Origin of the sequence: Streptomyces sp. NPDC101110, assembly GCF_044759525.1 — a bacterium.
Lineage (GTDB): Bacteria > Actinomycetota > Actinomycetes > Streptomycetales > Streptomycetaceae > Streptomyces.
Window position 1 is genome coordinate 56,231 of the sequence record NZ_JBIVZM010000010.1, and the last position, 19,495, is coordinate 75,725.

At 73.9% G+C, this 19,495-nt stretch carries 15 protein-coding genes and 1 riboswitch; all 15 genes read left to right on the top strand.

The features are described from left to right. Positions 1 to 286: 286 nt before the first annotated feature. The 15 genes from ACIQU3_RS23320 (at position 287) to cobC (ending at position 19,435) form a co-directional block, all read left to right on the top strand. A complete protein-coding gene (locus ACIQU3_RS23320; RefSeq protein WP_403927555.1) occupies positions 287 to 1,546 on the top strand; it encodes an anion permease in 1,260 nt (419 codons plus the stop codon). Between the two features lie 28 nt (positions 1,547 to 1,574). Further along, on the top strand, positions 1,575 to 1,796 hold the full coding sequence (locus ACIQU3_RS23325; protein ID WP_175431774.1) for a hypothetical protein: 222 nt from the start codon (positions 1,575 to 1,577) through the stop codon (positions 1,794 to 1,796). A 139-nt stretch (positions 1,797 to 1,935) separates the two neighbouring features. Further along, a riboswitch (cobalamin riboswitch) is annotated at positions 1,936 to 2,069 on the top strand. A gap of 100 nt (positions 2,070 to 2,169) precedes the next feature. Continuing rightward, the gene (locus tag ACIQU3_RS23330; RefSeq protein ID WP_403927557.1) at positions 2,170 to 3,177 is read left to right on the top strand and encodes a cobalamin biosynthesis protein; all 1,008 of its coding nucleotides are present in this window, start codon (positions 2,170 to 2,172) and stop codon (positions 3,175 to 3,177) included. A 1-nt stretch (position 3,178) separates the two neighbouring features. After that, positions 3,179 to 4,687, top strand: coding sequence for a cobyric acid synthase (locus ACIQU3_RS23335; RefSeq protein WP_403927560.1), 1,509 nt, complete (start codon positions 3,179 to 3,181; stop codon positions 4,685 to 4,687). After that, on the top strand, positions 4,684 to 8,349 hold the full coding sequence (cobN, locus tag ACIQU3_RS23340; RefSeq protein WP_403730345.1) for a cobaltochelatase subunit CobN: 3,666 nt from the start codon (positions 4,684 to 4,686) through the stop codon (positions 8,347 to 8,349). The genes ACIQU3_RS23335 and cobN overlap by 4 nt, the downstream gene beginning before the upstream one ends. Continuing rightward, positions 8,346 to 10,346 (top strand): putative cobaltochelatase, encoded by a 2,001-nt coding sequence (locus tag ACIQU3_RS23345; RefSeq protein WP_403730342.1) that lies wholly within the window; start codon positions 8,346 to 8,348, stop codon positions 10,344 to 10,346. Before cobN ends, ACIQU3_RS23345 begins: the two co-directional genes overlap by 4 nt. Continuing rightward, complete coding sequence (gene cobO, locus ACIQU3_RS23350) at positions 10,346 to 10,945, top strand: cob(I)yrinic acid a,c-diamide adenosyltransferase (RefSeq protein WP_079308227.1); 600 nt, start codon at positions 10,346 to 10,348, stop codon at positions 10,943 to 10,945. Before ACIQU3_RS23345 ends, cobO begins: the two co-directional genes overlap by 1 nt. Then, positions 10,942 to 12,357 carry a cobyrinate a,c-diamide synthase gene (locus tag ACIQU3_RS23355; RefSeq protein WP_403730338.1) on the top strand — a complete coding sequence of 472 codons (1,416 nt, stop codon included), beginning with the start codon at positions 10,942 to 10,944 and terminating at the stop codon, positions 12,355 to 12,357. Before cobO ends, ACIQU3_RS23355 begins: the two co-directional genes overlap by 4 nt. After that, positions 12,354 to 13,085 (top strand): precorrin-2 C(20)-methyltransferase, encoded by a 732-nt coding sequence (gene cobI, locus ACIQU3_RS23360; protein ID WP_403730335.1) that lies wholly within the window; start codon positions 12,354 to 12,356, stop codon positions 13,083 to 13,085. Before ACIQU3_RS23355 ends, cobI begins: the two co-directional genes overlap by 4 nt. A gap of 59 nt (positions 13,086 to 13,144) precedes the next feature. Next, positions 13,145 to 13,963 carry a precorrin-4 C(11)-methyltransferase gene (gene cobM / locus ACIQU3_RS23365; protein ID WP_403730332.1) on the top strand — a complete coding sequence of 273 codons (819 nt, stop codon included), beginning with the start codon at positions 13,145 to 13,147 and terminating at the stop codon, positions 13,961 to 13,963. After that, a complete protein-coding gene (gene cbiE / locus ACIQU3_RS23370; protein ID WP_403730329.1) occupies positions 13,960 to 15,198 on the top strand; it encodes a precorrin-6y C5,15-methyltransferase (decarboxylating) subunit CbiE in 1,239 nt (412 codons plus the stop codon). Before cobM ends, cbiE begins: the two co-directional genes overlap by 4 nt. Next, the gene (gene cobJ, locus ACIQU3_RS23375) at positions 15,195 to 16,886 is read left to right on the top strand and encodes a precorrin-3B C(17)-methyltransferase (RefSeq protein WP_403730326.1); all 1,692 of its coding nucleotides are present in this window, start codon (positions 15,195 to 15,197) and stop codon (positions 16,884 to 16,886) included. The genes cbiE and cobJ overlap by 4 nt, the downstream gene beginning before the upstream one ends. Then, complete coding sequence (locus ACIQU3_RS23380; RefSeq protein ID WP_403730323.1) at positions 16,883 to 17,470, top strand: precorrin-8X methylmutase; 588 nt, start codon at positions 16,883 to 16,885, stop codon at positions 17,468 to 17,470. The genes cobJ and ACIQU3_RS23380 overlap by 4 nt, the downstream gene beginning before the upstream one ends. Further along, positions 17,467 to 18,390 (top strand): sirohydrochlorin chelatase, encoded by a 924-nt coding sequence (locus tag ACIQU3_RS23385; RefSeq protein WP_403730317.1) that lies wholly within the window; start codon positions 17,467 to 17,469, stop codon positions 18,388 to 18,390. The genes ACIQU3_RS23380 and ACIQU3_RS23385 overlap by 4 nt, the downstream gene beginning before the upstream one ends. Then, positions 18,380 to 19,435, top strand: a complete 1,056-nt coding sequence (gene cobC / locus ACIQU3_RS23390; protein WP_403730312.1) for an Rv2231c family pyridoxal phosphate-dependent protein CobC — start codon at positions 18,380 to 18,382, stop codon at positions 19,433 to 19,435. The genes ACIQU3_RS23385 and cobC overlap by 11 nt, the downstream gene beginning before the upstream one ends. The last annotated feature ends 60 nt before the right edge of the window (positions 19,436 to 19,495 follow it).

Consider the following 19,495-nt stretch of genomic DNA (forward strand, 5'->3'; position numbering starts at 1 on the left):
GCCAGGCGGGGCCCCGGAGCGCTGCGGGGCGGGGGACTTCGGGGGCGTGCTTCGTACACAACCGCGGCGGCACCCTGCCGGGTGACCGGGATCCGCCCGAAGGGCCACTCGTCCGGGTGAAACGGAACGCCCGTGGTGCCCGGCGGGCTGGGAGCCGGGCGGCCGTGTCGGGGCGGAACGCCGACCCCCTGTTGCGGTCACCCCTGCGCCCCTCCCAGTTCATCTTCCGTTCACTCAGGTTCCCTACGTTCATCGAGCCAACAACCTCGAACGATTGCCTGGGTAAATGGAAAGCTTCTCGCTGATCCTCGCGATTGTGGTGGTAACCGCACTCGCGTTCGATTTCACGAACGGTTTCCACGACACCGCGAATGCGATGGCCACGACCATTTCCACGGGCGCCATGAAGCCCAAGGTTGCGGTGGCCATGTCCGCGGTCCTCAACCTGGTCGGCGCCTTCCTGTCGGTCGAAGTCGCCAACACGATCTCCAAGGGCCTCGTCGACGAGGCCGGCATCCGTCCCGAGGTCATCTTCGCCGCCCTGGTCGGCGCGATCCTCTGGAACCTGCTGACCTGGCTCGTCGGTCTGCCCTCCAGCTCCTCCCACGCCCTCATGGGCGGTCTGATCGGTGCCACGATCGCCTCGGCGGGCGTCGGCGCGGTGCACGGGGACGTGCTGGTCACCAAGGTGCTGATCCCGGCGATCGCCGCCCCGCTGGTCGCGGGCATCGCGGCGATGCTCGCCACGCGGCTGACCTACTCCCTCGGCAGCAAGGCCGACGGCAAGGCGTCCAAGAAGGGTTACCGGGCCGGCCAGATCGCCTCCGCGGGCCTGGTCTCCCTGGCCCACGGCACCAACGACGCGCAGAAGACCATGGGTGTCATCACCCTGGCCCTGGTCGCCGGTGGCGCCGTGGCGCCCGACTCGGACCCGCCCATGTGGGTCATCCTCTCGGCGGGTCTCGCCATCGCGCTCGGCACCTACCTGGGCGGCTGGCGCATCATCCGCACCATGGGCAAGGGGCTGACCGACCTCCAGCCGCAGCAGGGGTTCGCCGCCCAGACCTCCGCGGCCACGGTCATCCTGGCCTCCTCGCACCTCGGTTTCTCCCTCTCCACGACGCACTCCGTGTCCGGTTCGGTGATGGGTGCCGGTCTCGGCCGCAAGGGCGGCGTGGTCCGCTGGTCCACCGCGACGCGGATGTTCGTCGCGTGGGGTCTGACGCTGCCGGCGGCGGCCCTGGTGGGCGCTCTCGCCGAGCACGTCACCGGCTTCGGCAGCTGGGGCACCGCCGTGGTGGCCGTCTTCCTCGTCGCCTCCAGTGCGGCGATCTGGAAGCTGTCGCGGCGCGAGGTGGTAGACCACACCAACGTCAACGACACCGGCATCGAGACCGAGGAGCCCGCGGGCGTGATCACCACGGCGATCGCCGCGGTGACGCCGCCCCCGGCGAGCGGATCGGCCACGGCGTCCGAGGACCCGGTCCCCGCGTTCCCGTCGCAGGCCACCGCCGAGCGCACGCCGACCACGACCACCACGGTCTGACCCCCGGTTACAAGGAAGAGTTTCCGATATGAAGATCGACTGGGCGGCCCTCGGCTCCGTCTTCGGCGTCAGCCTCGTGGTCACCGTGGCCCTCGTCGGACTGTTCACCCTCGGCATCACCGGTCTCTCGCGCCGCGAGCGGGCGGTGGCGGAGGGCGGGTCCGCGAGCCTCGCGGTCACCGGCGCGTACGCGTGTTTCGCGGCGTGTGCGGCGGCCGTCGGGTACGGGATCTATCTGATCGTGGCCTGAGCACCGCAGCGCACATCGTGTCCGCCGGGCGGCACGGGACTTGAGGTCCCGTGCCGCCCGGTCGTCGTGTGGGGCAGGGGGGATGTGGGGTTCTCCACACTCTCCCCTCGCAGGTCAACGGCAAGTTGACGGCCGTTCCCGGCCGTGGTGGACTGCCGGGGCCAGTACGGCGGCAGGAGAGGAAGCCGGTGAAAGTCCGGCGCGGTCCCGCCACTGTCACCGGGGTAGCAATCCCCGGGAGCCAGGAACTCTCACCGCCGATCTCGTCGAACCAGGGCGTGGACACCCTGAGTGAGGACACATATCGCCATGCGCGGCTGCCGATCGAGGTTCACCACCCCACCCCTGCCCGCCCTCCTGGCCGGCTGAGCCCATGGGTGCCAGTCGCGTCTTCGCGTACGGCGCCGCCGCCGGTCTGATCGGTGACCTGCTGCTCGGTGATCCTCGCCGGGGGCATCCGGTCGCCGCGTTCGGGCGGGCCGCGGGTGCCGTGGAACGGGTGCTGTGGCGGGACCACCGCGGGTGGGGCGCGCTGCACACCGCAGTGTGTGCCGGAGGGGCCGCCGCCCTCGGGTCCGTCGCCGCACGTGCCGTGCGCACCTCCTCCGTCGCCTCCGTAGCGCTGACCGGTGCCGCCACCTGGGCCGTCGTCGGGGGGACATCACTCGCCCGGGAAGCACGGGCCATCGGGCAGGCCCTGGAGTCCGGGGACATCGAGGCGGCCCGGGCCCGGCTGCCGCACCTGTGCGGCCGGGATCCGCAGGCTCTCGACGCCGACGGCATGGCCCGGGCCGTGGTCGAGTCCGTCGCCGAGAACACCTCCGACGCGGTGGTGGGGGCGCTGGTGTGGGGCGCCGTCGGTGGGGTGCCGGGGCTGCTGGGCTTCCGGGCCGTCAACACCCTGGACGCGATGGTCGGGCACAAGTCGGCCCGGTACCGCCGCTACGGGTGGGCCTCCGCGCGGCTGGACGACCTCGCGGGGTGGCCGGGAGCGCGGCTGACCGCCGTGCTCGCCGCCCTGGCCGGACCGGATCCGCGGGGCGCCGTGCGGGCCTGGCGGGCCGATGCGGCAAAACATCCGAGTCCCAACGCCGGACCCGTGGAAGCCTCGTTCGCGGGGGCGCTCGGGGTGCGGCTCGGCGGGACGCTCTCGTACGGCGGGCGGGTGGAGCACCGGCCCGTGCTGAACACGCAGGGGCGTGCGGTCGGCACGCAGGACGTCGAACGGGCCGTGCGGCTGTCGAAGCGCGTGACGTGGCTCGCGTTCGGGGTGTGCGCGGGCGCGCGGTTGCTGACGAGTGCGCGGTTGTTCAGGAGCGCGCACTCGCTCGGGAGTGCGCCGTCGCTCAAGGGCGCGCGGTCGCTGAAGAGGGGGAAATGACATGAGCGGTGGGCTTCTCGTCGCCGGTACCACCTCCGACGCCGGCAAGAGCGTCGTGACCGCCGGGATCTGCCGGTGGCTGGTGCGCCGAGGCGTCAAGGTCGCGCCCTTCAAGGCGCAGAACATGTCCCTGAACTCCTTCGTGACGACGGAGGGGGCCGAGATCGGGCGGGCACAGGCCATGCAGGCGCAGGCCTGCCGCGTCGAGCCGACCGCGCTGATGAACCCGGTGCTGCTCAAGCCCGGCAGCGAGCAGAGCAGTCAGGTCGTACTGCTGGGCAAGCCGGTCGGAGAGATGAGCGCGCGCGGCTACCACGGCGGCCGGCAGCAGCGGCTGCTCGGGACGGTGCTGGACTGTCTGGAGCAGTTGCGGGGCACGTATGACGCGGTGATCTGTGAGGGGGCCGGTTCTCCCGCCGAGATCAATCTGCGGCGGACGGACATCGTGAACATGGGCATCGCCCGGAACGCCGGGCTGCCCGTGCTCGTCGTCGGCGACATCGACCGGGGCGGGGTGTTCGCCTCGTTCTTCGGGACGGTGGCGCTGCTGTCGCCCGAGGACCAGGCGTGTGTCGCCGGGTTCCTCGTCAACAAGTTCCGCGGGGACGTCTCCCTGCTGGAGCCGGGCCTGGACATGCTGCACGGGCTCACCGGGCGGAAGACGTACGGCGTGCTGCCGTTCCGGCACGGGCTCGGGATCGACGAGGAGGACGGACTGCGCGTCTCCCTGCGGGGAGCGGTGCGGGAGTCCGTCGTCGCCCCGCCCGTCGGGCAGGACGTGTTGCGCGTCGCGGTCTGCGCCGTGCCGCTGATGTCCAACTTCACCGACGTGGACGCGCTGGCCGCCGAACCGGGTGTCGTGGTGCGGTTCGTGGACCGGCCGGAGGAACTGTCCGACGCCGACCTCGTCATCGTGCCCGGCACCCGCGGGACGGTCCGGGCGCTGGAGTGGCTGCGGGAACGCGGGCTCGCCGACGCCCTGGTCCGCAGGGCCGCCGAACAGCGGCCCGTGCTCGGCATCTGCGGCGGCTTCCAGATCCTCGGCGAGCACATCGAGGACGACGTGGAGAGCCGCCAGGGACACGTCGACGGGCTCGGGATCCTGCCCGTGCGGGTGCGGTTCGCCCGCGAGAAGACCCTCACCCGGCCGGCCGGCGAAGCCCTCGGGGAACACGTCGAGGGTTACGAGATCCACCACGGCGTCGCCGACGTCACCGGAGGAGTCCCCTTCCTGGACGGCTGCCGGGTCGGCCAGACCTGGGGCACGCACTGGCACGGCTCGCTGGAGTCGGACGGCTTCCGGCGGGCCTTTCTGCGCGAGGTGGCGGCCGCCGCGGGCCGCCGCTTCGTGCCCGCGCCGGACACCTCGTTCGCCGCGCTGCGCGAGGAGCAGCTCGACCGGCTCGGCGACCTGATCGAACAGCACGCGGACACCGACGCGCTGTGGCGGCTCATCGAGTCCGGCGCGCCGCAAGGACTGCCCTTCATTCCACCGGGAGCACCCGCATGAGCACTGTGTTGTTGTTGTCGACCGCCGACACGGACCTGCTGGCGGCCCGCGCCGCCTCCGGTGCCGACTACCGGATCGGCAACCCGACCCGCGTGGACGTCCGGGAGGAGCTGCCCGCCCTGCTGGACGGGTCGTCCGTCGCCGTCGTCCGGCTGCTCGGCGGCAAGCGGGCCTGGGAGGACGGGCTCGCCGCGCTGAAGGCCTCCGGCATCCCGACCGTGCTGCTCGGCGGCGAGGCCGTGCCGGACGCGGAGCTGATGGCCGAGTCGTCCGTCCCGGCCGGTGTCGTCGCGGAGGCGCTGCGGTACCTCGTGGAGGGCGGCCCGGACAACCTCACGGAACTCGCCCGGTTCCTCTCCGACACCGTGCTGCTGACCGGCGAGGGGTTCGTCGAGCCGCGGAAGATGCCCGAGTACGGCGTCCACGGCGAGCGCGCCCTGGTCGAGGGCCGTCCGACCGTCGGCGTGCTGTTCTACCGGGCCCACGAGCTGAGCGGCAACACCGGCTTCGTGGACACCCTGTGCGACGCGATCGAGGCGCGGGGCGCCAACGCGCTGCCCGTGTACTGCGGTTCGCTGCGCGGCGCGGACGCCGGGCTGTACGAGATCCTCGGTCAGGCCGACGCCCTCGTCGCCACCGTCCTCGCCGCCGGAGGCACGCACGCCTCGCAGGCCTCGGCGGGCGGCGACGAGGAGGCCTGGGACATCGGCGCCCTCGCCGAGCTGGACATCCCCGTGCTGCAGGGCCTGTGCCTGACGTCCTCGCGGCAGGCCTGGGCGGACTCGGACGCCGCCCTCTCCCCCATGGACGCCGCGATGCAGGTGGCCATCCCGGAGTTCGACGGGCGCCTGATCACCGTGCCGTTCTCCTTCAAGGAGCGGGTCGACGACGACAAGGCCGACGTTCCCGTCTACGTCGCCGACCCGGAGCGGGCCGGGCGCGTCGCCGGTATCGCCGTACGGCACGCGCGGCTGCGGCACAAGGAGAACGCCGAGAAGAAGCTGGCGCTGGTCTTCACCGCGTACCCGACGAAGCACTCTCGGGTCGGCAACGCGGTCGGGCTGGACACGCCGGCCTCGGCGGTGCGGGTGCTGGACGCGCTGCGGGACGCCGGATACGTGGTCGAGGGGCATCCGGACCAGGGCGACGAGCTGATCCACCGGCTCATCAACGCCGGCGGGCACGACGTGGAGTGGCTGACGGAGGAGCAGCTGGCCGCCGCGCCCGCGCGGGTGCCGCTGGCCGACTACCGGGCGTGGTTCGAGAAGCTCGACCCGGAGCTGAAGGACGCCATGACCGAGGCGTGGGGCGAGCCGCCGGGCAGCCTCTACGTCGACGGCGACGACATCGTGCTGGCGTCCCTGCAGTTCGGGAACGTCGTCGTGATGATCCAGCCGCCGCGCGGCTTCGGCGAGAACCCGATCGCGATCTACCACGACCCGGACATGCCGCCGTCCCACCACTACATGGCGGCCTACCGCTGGCTGGAGAACAGCTTCGGCGCCGACGCCATCGTGCACATGGGCAAGCACGGCACCATGGAGTGGCTGCCCGGCAAGGGGCTCGGGCTCAGCGGGGGATGCGCCCCGGACGCCGTCCTCGGGGACCTGCCGCTGATCTACCCGTTCATCGTCAACGACCCGGGCGAGGGCACCCAGGCCAAGCGGCGCGGGCACGCCACGGTCGTCGACCACCTCGTGCCGCCGATGGCGCGCGCCGACACCTACGGCGACCTGGCCAAGCTGGAGCAGCTCCTCGACGAGTACGCGCTGGTCTCCGACCTGGACCCGGCGAAGGCCCCGACCGTGCGCGCCCAGATCTGGACGCTGGTGAAGGCGGCCGAACTCCACCACGACCTGCACGTCGACGAGCAGCCGGACGACGAGGAGTTCGACGAGTTCGTCATGCACATCGACGGCTATCTGTGCGAGATCAAGGACGTGCAGATCCGTGACGGTCTGCACATCCTGGGCGGCGGGCCGGTCGGCGAGCCGCGCGTGAACCTCGTGCTGGCCGTGCTGCGCGCCTCGCAGGTGTGGGGCGGGCAGGCCAACGCGCTGCCGGGCCTGAGGGCGTCGCTGGCGGAGCACTTCGGGCTGGTGGAGAAGGAGCTGCTGGCCGAGCCGGGCGCCCCGGTGAAGGTGCCGGTGGAGCTGACGGACCTGGTGGACGGCCCCGCGCGCAGCGCCGCGGACGCGATCGACCTGCTGGAGCAGCTGTGCCGGCGGATCGCGGAGGGCATGGAGGAGCGCGGCTGGGTGGTCGACGGGAGCGCGCCGCTGGTCCGTGAGGTCCTCGGCACCGAACTGCCCGACGCCGTCGCCGTGCTGGAGTTCGCCTGCACCGAGGTCGTGCCCCGGCTGGAGAGGACGACCGACGAGATCGGGCACATCCTGCGGGCGCTGCGGGGCGGTTACGTCCCGGCCGGCCCGTCCGGTTCGCCGACCCGGGGGCTCGTCAACGTCCTGCCGACGGGCCGGAACTTCTACTCCGTCGACCCCAAGGCCATCCCGTCCCGGCTGAGCTGGGAGGTCGGGCAGTCCCTCGCCGACTCCCTGGTGCAGCGGTACCTCCAGGACACCGGTGAGTACCCGACGTCGGTCGGCCTGACGGTGTGGGGCACCTCGGCGATGCGCACCCAGGGCGACGACATCGCCGAGATCCTGGCGCTGCTGGGCTGCCGGCCGGTGTGGGACGACGCCTCGCGGCGCGTGACCGGGTTCGAGGTGGTCCCGCTCGCGGAGCTCGGCCGGCCGCGCATCGACGTGACGGTCCGTATCTCGGGCTTCTTCCGGGACGCGTTCCCGCACGTGGTGGGCCTGATCGACGACGCCGTGCGGACGGTGGCCGAGCTGGACGAGCCGGCCGAGTCCAACCATGTGCGGGCGCACGCCGACCAGGACACCGCCGAGCACGGCGACCGGCGCCGGGCCACGGCCCGCATCTTCGGCTCCAAGCCGGGTGCGTACGGGGCCGGTCTGCTGCCGCTGATCGACGCCCGCAACTGGCGCTCCGACGCGGACCTCGCCGAGGTGTACGCGGTGTGGGGCGGCTACGCCTACGGGCGGGGGCTCGACGGGCGGGCCGCGCGCGGCGACATGGAGACGGCGTTCAAGCGGATCGCAGTCGCCGCGAAGAACGTCGACACCCGTGAGCACGACCTGGTCGACGCCGACGACTACTTCCAGTACCACGGCGGCATGGTCGCCATGGTGCGGCACCTGACGGGCGCGAGCCCCGAGGCGTACGTCGGCGACTCGGCCACCCCGGACCAGGTGAAGACCCGCACGCTCGGCGAGGAGACGCACCGCGTCTTCCGTGCCCGGGTGGTGAACCCGCGCTGGATGGCGGCCATGCGGCGGCACGGCTACAAGGGCGCCTTCGAGATGGCGGCGACCGTGGACTATCTGTTCGGGTACGACGCCACGGCCGGGGTCGTCGACGACTGGATGTACGAGAAGCTCAGCGCCGAGTACGTCTTCGACCCGGAGAACCGGGACTTCATGAAGAAGTCCAACCCGTGGGCGCTGCGCGGCATCACCGAACGGCTCCTGGAGGCCGCCGACCGCGGACTGTGGGCCGAGCCTGACGCGGACACCCTGGAACGGCTGCGCGCCACGTATCTGGAACTCGAAGGCGACCTGGAGGGCGACGACAAGTGACCACTCCCTTTCCGTTCACGGCCGTCGTCGGCCAGGACGACCTGCGGCTCGCGCTCCTGCTGAACGCCGTGTCCCCGGCGGTCGGAGGTGTGCTGGTGCGCGGCGAGAAGGGCACGGCCAAGTCGACCGCGGTGCGGGCGCTGTCGGCGCTGCTGCCGCAGGTCCCGGTCGTCCCCGGCTGCCGGTTCTCCTGCGACCCCTCCTCCCCCGACCCGGGGTGCCCGGACGGGCCCCACGAGGCCGGTGGCGGTGCCGAGCGGCCCGCCCGCATGGTCGAGCTGCCCGTCGGCGCCTCCGAGGACCGGCTGGTGGGCGCGCTGGACATCGAGCGGGCCCTCGCGGAAGGCGTGAAGGCCTTCGAGCCGGGCCTGCTCGCGGACGCGCACCGCGGGATCCTCTACGTCGACGAGGTCAACCTCCTCCACGACCACCTGGTCGACCTGCTGCTGGACGCCGCCGCGATGGGCGCCTCGTACGTCGAGCGCGAGGGGGTCTCCGTACGGCACGCCGCCCGCTTCCTGCTCGTCGGCACCATGAACCCCGAAGAGGGCGAGCTGCGGCCGCAGTTGCTCGACCGGTTCGGGCTGACCGTCGAGGTCGCGGCCTCGCGGGAGCCGGACCAGCGGGTGGAGGTCGTCAAGCGGCGCCTGGCCTACGACGACGACCCGGCCGCCTTCGCCGCGCGCTGGGCCGAGGACGAGGCCGCCGTAAGGGCGCGGATCGTCGCCGCGCGGGAGCTGCTGCCGTCCGTGCGGCTGGGCGACGGGGCGCTGCGGCAGATCGCGGCGACCTGTGCGGCCTTCGAGGTGGACGGCATGCGCGCCGACATCGTGATGGCGCGGACAGCCACCGCGCTGGCGGCCTGGGCCGGGCGCACGGACGTACTGGCGGAGGACGTCCGCCAGGCCGCGCTGCTCGCGCTGCCGCACCGGCGGCGGCGCAACCCCTTCGACGCACCGGGGCTCGACGAGGACAAGCTCGACGAGACCCTGGAGGAGTTCGGTGGCTCGGACGACGACGACCCGGATCCGGACCCCGGCCCGGACGGGCCCGGCGGGGGCGGCGGCGGACAGCCGGAGCCCGACGACGCACCCCAGGGCGGGGACGACACCGCGGCCCGGCCCGAGGCCGGCGAGGGCGGGCAGCCACAGCCCTCGGGCGCCGGCGAGCAGTCGGCCGTACGGGCGTCGGAGCCGTTTCGCACCAAGGTGCTGAGCGTGCCCGGGATCGGCGAGGGTGCCGCCGGGCGGCGCTCGCGGGCGCGGACCGAGCACGGGCGGACGACCGGGGCCCGGCGGCCCCGGGGCGCGCTGACCAAGCTGCACCTGGCGGCGACCGTGCAGGCGGCGGCGCCGCACCAGCGGGCGCGTGGACGGTCCGGGCCGGGCCTGGTGGTGCGCCGGGACGATCTGCGGCAGGCCACCCGGGAGGGGCGCGAGGGCAATCTCGTGCTGTTCGTCGTGGACGCCTCCGGGTCGATGGCGGCACGGCAGCGGATGAGCGCCGTGAAGGGCGCCGTGCTGTCGCTGCTGCTGGACGCCTACCAGCGGCGCGACAAAGTGGGCCTGGTGACTTTCCGCGGCACGGACGCGGACGTCGCGCTGCCGCCGACCTCATCGGTGGACGCGGCGGCGGCCCGCCTGGAGACGCTGCCGACGGGCGGGCGCACTCCGCTCGCCGCGGGGCTGCTGCGGGCGCACGACGTGCTGCGCGTGGAGCGGCTGCGCGATCCCGCGCGGCGGCCGCTGGTCGTGCTGGTGACGGACGGGCGGGCCACCGGTGGCCCGGAGCCGGTCGCCCTGGCCGCGCGCGCGGCCCGGCTGTTCGCGGCCGACGGGGTCGCCTCGGTCGTCGTGGACTGCGAAACGGGGCCGGTACGGCTCGGGCTCGCCGGGCAGCTCGCCGGTGAACTGGGCGGAACCGCTGTGACATTGGACGAGCTGCGGGCGGACAGCATCGCCGGGCTCGTGAAGGACGTGCAGAGGAGGGCCGCGTAATGCCGCAGGGACAGCCAAGTGTGGTGCCGGACGACGGACTGACGACCCGGCAGCGGCGGAACAGGCCGCTGGTCGTCGTCCACACGGGCGTCGGCAAGGGCAAGTCCACCGCCGCGTTCGGGCTCGCACTGCGGGCCTGGAATCAGGGGTGGCCGATCGGGGTGTTCCAGTTCGTCAAGTCGGCGAAGTGGAAGGTCGGCGAGGAGAACGCCCTGCGGGTGCTCGGTGCCTCCGGCGAGGGCGGGTCCGTCGACTGGCACAAGATGGGCGAGGGCTGGTCCTGGGTGCAGCGCGATGCCCAGATGGACAACGAGGAGAAGGCCCGGGAGGGCTGGGAGCAGGTCAAGCGGGACCTGGCGGCCGAGACGTACAAGCTGTACGTGCTCGACGAGTTCGCGTACCCGATGCACTGGGGGTGGGTGGACACGGACGAGGTGATCTCCGTGCTGCGCGACCGGCCCGGGACGCAGCACGTCGTCATCACCGGACGGAACGCTCCCGAGAAGCTCGTGGACTTCGCCGACCTCGTGACCGACATGTCCAAGGTCAAGCACCCGATGGACGCGGGCCAGAAGGGCCAGAGGGGCATCGAGTGGTGAGTGCTTCCGTCCCACGGCTGGTCGTCGCCGCGCCCTCGTCGGGCAGCGGCAAGACCACCGTCGCCACGGGGTTGATGGCCGCGTTCGCCGCGCGGGGGCTCGCCGTGTCCCCGCACAAGGTCGGACCGGACTACATCGACCCCGGGTATCACGCGCTCGCGACCGGGCGGGTGGGACGGAACCTCGACGCGTACCTGTGCGGGCCCGAGCTGGTCGGGCCGCTGTTCCTGCACGGGGCCGAGGGGTGTGACATCGCCGTCGTCGAGGGCGTGATGGGGCTGTACGACGGGGCCGCGGGCGAGGGCGAGCTGGCTTCCACGGCGCATGTCGCGAAGCTGCTGCGGGCGCCGGTGGTGCTGGTCGTGGACGCGTCGTCGCAGTCCCGGTCGGTGGCGGCGCTGGTGCACGGGTTCGCCTCCTGGGACCCGGAGGTGCGGGTCGGGGGCGTGATCCTGAACAAGGTCGCCTCGGACCGGCACGAGGAACTGCTGCGGGAGGCGTTGGAGCAGGCCGGGGTGCCGGTGCTGGGCGCCTTGCGGCGGGCTGCGCAGGTCTCCACGCCTTCTCGGCATCTCGGTCTGGTTCCGGTGGCCGAACGGCAGGGTGCGGCGGTCGAGGCTGTCGCAGCGATGGCTGCGCAGGTGGCCGACGGGTGTGACCTGGGGGCGTTGGAGGCGCTGGCGCGCGCGGCCGGTGCTGTACCAGGGGGCTCCGCTCCTTGGACGCCCGCCTCGCCCGCCCACCACCCGACGCGGTCGGATGAGAGACGAGAGGCCCCCGCAGGCCCGACGCGGTCGGATGCAACGCGTGCGCCCGTCGTCGCCGTCGCCGGTGGGTCCGCCTTCACCTTCTCCTACGCCGAGCACACCGAGCTGCTCACCGCCGCCGGCGCAGAGGTCGTCACCTTCGACCCCCTGCGGGACGAGGAACTGCCCGAGGGGACCGCCGGGTTGGTGATCGGGGGCGGGTTCCCCGAGGTGTACGCCTCGGAGCTGTCCGCCAACGCACCGCTGCGCAAGGCCGTTGCCGAGCTGGCGGGAAGCGGTGCTCCCGTGGCCGCCGAGTGTGCCGGGCTGCTGTATCTGTGCCGGGAGCTGGACGGGCTGCCGATGTGCGGGGTACTGGACGCCTCGGCGCGGATGACCGAGCGGCTCACGCTGGGCTACCGGGACGCCGTGGCCGTGGGCGACAGTGTGCTCGCGGCGGCCGGGACGCGCATGCGGGGACACGAGTTCCACCGGACCGCCGTGGAGCCCGGCTCGGGTGCGGAGCCCGCCTGGGGGGTCCGCAGCCCCCGGCCGCGGGTCGAAGGTTTTGTACAGCGCGGTGTGCACGCGAGCTATCTGCACACGCACTGGGCGTCCGAGCCCGGTGTCGCCCGTCGGTTCGTCGAGAGGTGCCGGACGTCATGAGCAGCAGGCTGGTCGGAGTCGGGGTGGGGCCCGGGGATCCGGAGCTGGTGACCGTCAAGGGTGTCAACGCCCTGCGGGAGGCGGACGTTGTCGTCGTACCCGTGATGGACACCATGGAGCGCGGCCGGGCCGAGGCGACCGTGTTGCACTACGTGCCCGAGGAGAAGGTCGTCCGGGTCGTGTTCGCGCTGAACGAGCGCAACGACCGGGGGCGGCGCGAGGCCGCCTGGGACGCGGCGGGCGCGCGCGTCGCCGAACTGCTGCGCGCGCACGGCGCCGTGGCCTTCGCGACCATCGGCGACCCCAACGTGTACTCGACGTTCACCTACCTCGCGCAGACCATCGACGCGCTCGTGCCCGGCACCGTCGTCGAGACCGTGCCCGGGATCACCGCCATGCAGGACCTCGCCGCCCGGTCGGGCGCCGTCCTCACCGAAGGGACCGAGCCGCTCACGCTCGTACCGGTCACCGCCGGGGCGACGGTGCTGAAGGAGGCCCTCGCCGGGCCCGGCACCGTCGTCGCCTACAAGTTCGGCCGGCAGGCGCACGAGGTCGCCGAGGCGCTGCGCGAGACCGGACGGATCGAGGACGCGGTCTGGGGCTCGGCGCTGGGGCTCACGGAGGAGTCGATCCGGCCGGCCGCCGAGCTCGACGACGCGCCCCTGCCCTATCTGTCGACGCTCATCGCACCGGCCCGGCGCGACGGCGGCCGGGGCGGAAAGCTCTGACCCGTCCGCCCACCGCCGCCCCTGCCCCGTTCCACCCCCTGTACGAGAGGACCCATCCCATGGCCGACGCCCCTGCCGGCAAAGTGACCTTCGTCGGTGCCGGCCCCGGCGCCGCCGACCTGCTGACGTTCCGTGCCGCGCGCGCCATCGCCGAGGCCGACGTCGTGATCTGGGCGGCCAGCCTGGTCCAGGAGGAGGTCCTGGAGCACGCCCGTGAGGACGCGGAGATCCTCGACTCGGCGACCATGTCCCTGGAGGACGTCGTCGCCGTGTACGAGCGGGCCCGCGGCGAGGGGCTGAAGGTCGCCAGGATCCATTCCGGCGACCCGGCCCTGTGGGGCGGCACGCAGGAGCAGGTCGACCGCTGCGCCGCGATCGGCATCGTCACCGAGATCGTGCCCGGGGTGTCCTCCTTCTCGGCCGTCGCGGCCCTCGCACAGCGCGAGCTGACCATCCCCGAGGTCGCGCAGTCGGTGGTGCTGACCCGGCTCGGCGGCGGAAAGACGCCGATGCCGCCCGGCGAGGAGGTCCGGGAGTTCGCCAAGCACGGCACCACCATGGCGGTGTTCCTCTCCGCCGCCCGCAGCGGGCAGCTCGTGCGGGAGCTGCTGGAGGGCGGCTACCCGACGACGACCCCGGTCGTGGTGGCGTACCAGGCCACCTGGCCGGAGGAGCTGGTCGTGAAGTGCACGATCGGCACGCTGGAGGAGACGGTCAAGGAGCACAAGCTCTGGAAGCACACCCTGTTCCTGGTCGGCCCGGCGCTCGACGCGCACGGCACGCGCTCGCACCTGTACCACCCGGGGCACTTCCACGGCTACCGCAAGGCCGACCCGGAGGCCCGGCGGGCGCTGCGCGAACGGGGGGCGAGTACGTGATCACCGTGGTCGGCACGGGGACGGGGGCGGCGTCTTCCGACCACGTCCTCGCCGGTGCCGGGCTGGTCGTGGGCGGACGGCGGCACCTCGACGCCGCACGCCTGCCGGAGACGGCGGAGCGGGTCGTGCTCGGGCCTCTCGCGCCGGCTCTCGACACCATCGGCGAGTACGTCGGGAAGGACCGTCCCGTCGTGGTGCTGGCCTCCGGCGACCCCGGGTTCTTCGGGATCGTGCGGGTGCTGGCCGAGCGGTTCGGGCCGGAGCGGCTGGACGTGCGGCCCGGGGTGTCGTCCGTCGCGGCCGCGTTCGCGCGGATCGGCCTGCCGTGGGACGACGCCGTGGTGGTGAGCGCCCACGGGCGGGAGCTGCGGACGGCCGTCAACGTGTGCCGGGCACAGGCGAAGACGGCCGTGCTGACCGGTCCGGGCGCGGGTCCGGCGGAGCTGGGTGCCGCGCTGCTGGACGTGCCACGGGTACTGGTCGTCGCCTCCGGGCTGGGCTCGCGGGCGGAGCGCGTGGAGCGGGTGACGCCCGCCGAGGCCGCCGCCCGGGACTGGGGCACGGCGGTGAACGTGGTGCTGTGCCTGGACGAGGCGCGGGCGCTCGGCCCCGTGCGGACGGTCGCGGGGCCCGGGGAGCGGCCCGCCGGCTGGGCCCTGGAGGAAGCGGAGTTCGGCCACCGCGACTCGATGATCACCAAGTTCGAGGTGCGGGCCCTGGCCCTGGCCCGGCTGGGGCCGCGCCCCGGTGACCTGGTGTGGGACGTGGGGGCGGGCTCGGGGTCCGTGGCGGTGGAGTGCGCCCGGCTGGGCGCTGCCGTGACCGCCGTGGAGAAGACCGCGGACGGCGCTGACCGGGTCCGCGCCAACGCCGCCGCGCACGGTGTGGACGTGCGCGTCGTGCACGGCGCGGCGCCGGACGCGCTGACGGATCTCACCGAGACGCCGGACGCCGTGTTCGTGGGGGGTGGCGGGAGCGGACTGCCCGCGATCGTCGCCGCGTGCGCACGGCGCGTCCGGCGCACGGTGGTCGTCGCCATGGCGGCGCTCGACCGGGTGCCCGCCGCGCGCGAGGCTCTGACGAGCGCCGGTCTCTCCTGCGACGGCGTGCTGCTGCAGTCGTCGCGGCTCGCGCCGCTGCCCGGGGACGTGACCCGGCTCGCGGCGACCAACCCCGTTTTCCTGCTGTGGGGCGTCAGGCCCCCGGCAGCCGTCGAAGAAGGAGTCGCTCAGTGATCGGCCTCATTTCCGCCACGGCGGCGGGAGCTGCCGCGCGGGACCGGCTGGCCGCCGCGTGGCCGGACCGCACCCGGGTGTACGAGGGTCCCGTCGCGGACGCCGTACGGACCGCGTTCGCGCAGTGCGAGCAGCTCGTGTGCTTCCTGGCGACGGGGGCGGTGGTGCGGCTGGTGGCACCCCTGCTGTCCGGCAAGACAGAGGACCCGGGCGTGGTGTGCCTCGACGAGGGCGGGCGGTTCGCCGTGTCCCTGCTGGGCGGGCACGCGGGCGGCGCCAACGAACTGGCCCGCGCGGTGGGCGAGGTGCTGGGCGCCGAGCCGGTGGTCACGACGGCCACGGACGCCGTGGACCTGCCGGGCCTGGACACCCTCGGCCTGCCCGTGGAGGGCGATGTCGCCGGGGTGTCGCGGGCGCTGCTGGACGGTGAGGCGGTGGCGCTGCGGGCCGAGGTGGCCTGGCCGCTGCCGCCGCTGCCGGTCGCGGCGGAGGGGGCGTACACGATCCGGCTCACCGACCGGCTCGTGACGGCGGCCGAGCACGAGGTCGTGCTGCGTCCGCCGACCCTGGTCGTCGGGGTCGGGGCTTCCAAGGGCGCCCCCACGGAGGAGGTCCTCGGGCTGGTCGGGGACGCCCTGCGGGAGGCCGGGCTGTCGGTGGCGTCCGTCGCCGAACTCGCCACTGTGGACGCGAAGGCCGAGGAGGCCGGCATCGTCGAGGCCGCGCGGCGGCTCGGAGTGCCGCTGGTGACGTACTCCGCGGAGGAGCTGGCCGGGGTCGACGTGCCCAACCCGTCCGACGCGCCGCTCGCGGCCGTCGGGACCCCGTCCGTGGCGGAGGCCGCCGCGCTCGTCGGCGGCGGCGAACTCCTCGTCCCCAAGCGGAAGTCGGCCGCCGACCCCGCGATGGCGACCTGTGCGGTCGTACGGCGGCCGGGTCGCGGGCGGCTCGCGGTGGTCGGGCTCGGGCCGGGCGCCCGGGACCTGCTGACGCCGCGCGCACAGGCCGAACTGCGGCGCGCTTCCGTGCTCGTGGGGCTCGACCAGTACGTCGACCAGATCCGTGATCTGCTGCGGCCCGGCACCCGGATCCTGGAGTCGGGGCTCGGGGCCGAGGAGGAGCGGGCGCGCACGGCGGTCGAGGAGGCCCGCAAGGGGCAGGCCGTCGCGCTGATCGGCAGCGGGGACGCGGGCGTCTACGCCATGGCCTCCCCCGCGCTGGCCGAGGCCTCCGACGACATCGACGTGGTCGGTGTGCCCGGGGTGACGGCGGCCCTCGCGGCCGGCGCGATCCTGGGCGCGCCGCTGGGCCACGACCACGTGTCGATCAGCCTGTCCGACCTGCACACGCCGTGGGAGGTCATCGAGCGGCGGGTGCGGGCGGCGGCCGAGGCGGACATCGTGGTCACCTTCTACAACCCGCGTTCGCGCGGCCGTGACTGGCAGCTCCCCAAGGCGCTGGGCATCCTCGCCGAGCACCGGACTCCGCAGACACCGGTCGGTGTCGTGCGCAACGCCTCCCGGCCGGACGAGTCCAGCCGGCTCACCACGCTGGGCTCCCTCGACCCGGCCACGGTCGACATGATGACGGTCGTGACCGTGGGCAACACCGCGACCCGGGACATCGCGGGGCGCATGGTGACGCCGCGCGGCTACCGCTGGCAGACAGCGCAGGAGGGGACCGAGTGAACCGCGTCGTCCATCCCATCGAGGTGGAGTCCTACCGGCGCATGCGCGCCCGGCTGGACACCTCGCACTTCCCGCCTCTGACCCGCGCGGTCGTGGAGCGGGTCGTCCACTCCGCCGCCGACCTCGACTACGCCGGCGACCTCGTCATGGACGAGGCCGTCCTGGAGAAGGCGCACGCGGCGCTGCACGCCGGGGCGCCCGTGGTCGTGGACGTCGAGATGGTCGGCGCCGGGATCACCCGGCGCGAGACGGTCTGCCGCCTGCGGGACGCCGAGTCCGGTCCCGGCCTGACCCGGTCCGCGCATGCCATCCGGCTCGCCTACGAACAGGTCGGCCCCGGCGCCCTCTGGGTGATCGGCAACGCGCCGACCGCGCTGGAGGAGCTGCTGACCCTCGACGCAGAGCCCGCGCTCGTCATCGGACTGCCCGTCGGGTTCGTCGGAGCCGTCGAATCGAAGGCCGCGCTGCGCGAGAGCGGACTGCCCGCCGTGAGCAACGTGTCCGAGAAGGGCGGGTCGGCGGTCGCCGCCGCCGCGCTCAACGCCCTGCTGTACCACCCCACTTCCGCCGAGGAGAAACTGTGACCACCCCGCCCGCCCTGCTCATCGCCGGCCACGGCACCCGGGACGACGCCGGAGCCGAGGCGTTCCGCGACTTCGTACGGCAGCTGGGAGCCCGGCACCCCGAACTGCCCGTCGCGGGCGGCTTCATCGAGCTGTCCCCGCCGCCGCTGGGCGAAGCCGTCACCGAACTGGTGGAGCAGGGCGTGCGGCGCTTCGCCGCCGTCCCGCTGATGCTGGTGTCCGCCGGGCACGCCAAGGGCGACATCCCGGCGGCCCTGGCCCGCGAGAAGGAGCGGCACCCGGGCATCTCGTACTCCTACGGGCGCCCGCTCGGCCCGCACCCGGCACTGCTGAACGTGCTGGAGCGGCGACTCGACGAGGCCCTGGGCTCGACGGACCGCTCGCCGGGTGACCGGTCCGACGTGACGGTGCTGCTGGTCGGGCGCGGCTCCACGGACCCGGACGCCAACGCCGAGGTGCACAAGGCGGCCCGGCTGCTGTGGGAGGGGCGCGGTTACGCGGGCGTCGAGACGGCGTTCGTGTCGCTGGCCGCGCCGGACGTGCCGAGCGGGCTCGACCGCTGTGTGCGGCTGGGCGCCCGCCGGGTCGTGGTCCTGCCCTACTTCCTGTTCACCGGCATCCTGCCGGACCGGGTGCGGCACCAGACGGAGGGCTGGGCCGCCGCGCACCCGGACGTCGAGGTGCTGTCGGCCGACGTCATCGGGCCGGAGCCGGAGCTGCTCGACCTGGTGTGGGAGCGGTACGAGGAAGCCGTCAAGGGCGATCTGCGGATGAACTGCGACTCGTGCGTGTACCGCATCGCGCTGCCGGGCTTCGAGGACAAGGTGGGCATGCCGCAGCAGCCGCACTTCCACCCGGACGACGACGACCACCACCACGGTCACGGGCACCACCACGGTGCTCACTCGCATGCGCACTGACCACGGGCACGATCTGCGCCACCACGGGGACGCGGAGGTCCGGGACGACGGCGGTTCGCTCGTCGATCTCGCCGTGAACGTCCGCGCGGACACGCCGCCCGTCTGGCTGCGGGAGCACATCGCCGCGTCGCTGGGCGGGCTCGCGGCCTACCCGGACGGCCGGGCGGCGCGGGCGGCGGTGGCCGCGCGGCACGGGCTGCCGGCGGAGCGGGTGCTGCTGACGGCGGGCGCGGCGGAGGCGTTCGTGCTGCTGGCGCGCGCGCTGAAGGTGCGGCGGCCGGTGGTCGTGCACCCCCAGTTCACGGAGCCGGAGGCGGCGCTGCGGGACGCGGGGCACACGGTCGGCCGGGTGCTGCTGCGGGAGGAGGACGGCTTCCGGCTCGACCCGGCGGCGGTCCCCGAGGACGCGGACCTGGTGGTGATCGGCAACCCGACGAACCCGACGTCGGTGCTGCACCCGGCGGACGCGATCGCCCGGCTCGCCCGGCCCGGGCGGGTGCTGGTGGTGGACGAGGCGTTCATGGACGCGGTGCCGGGCGAGCGCGAGGCCCTGGCCGGGCGGGTCGACGTGCCCGGCCTGGTGGTGCTGCGCAGCCTGACCAAGACATGGGGTCTGGCCGGGCTGCGCATCGGCTACGTGCTGGCGGCGCCGGACACGATCGAGGAGCTGGAGCGTGCGCAGCCTCTGTGGCCGGTGTCGACGCCGGCGCTGGCCGCGGCCGAGGCGTGCGTGGGGCCGCGTGCGGTGGCGGAGGCGGCCCACGCGGCGCACCGCATCGCGGCGGACCGCGCGCACCTGCTGACCGGCCTGGCCCGCTTCACCCCGGCCGGGCTGCGGGTGGCAGGCCCCGCGCAGGGCCCGTTCGTCCTGATCCGCCTGCCGGGGGCGACCGCGGTCCGCCGGCGCCTGCGCGACCTCGGCTGGGCCGTACGCCGCGGGGACACATTCCCCGGGCTGGACGAGGAGTGGCTGCGGCTCGCGGTACGGGACCGCAGGACGACCGACGGGTTCCTGCGGGCGCTCGAGCGGGCGCTGCGACACTGAGGCCCGCAGGACGACCGACGGGTTCCTGCGGGCTCTCGAGCGGGCGCCGCGGCGCTGATG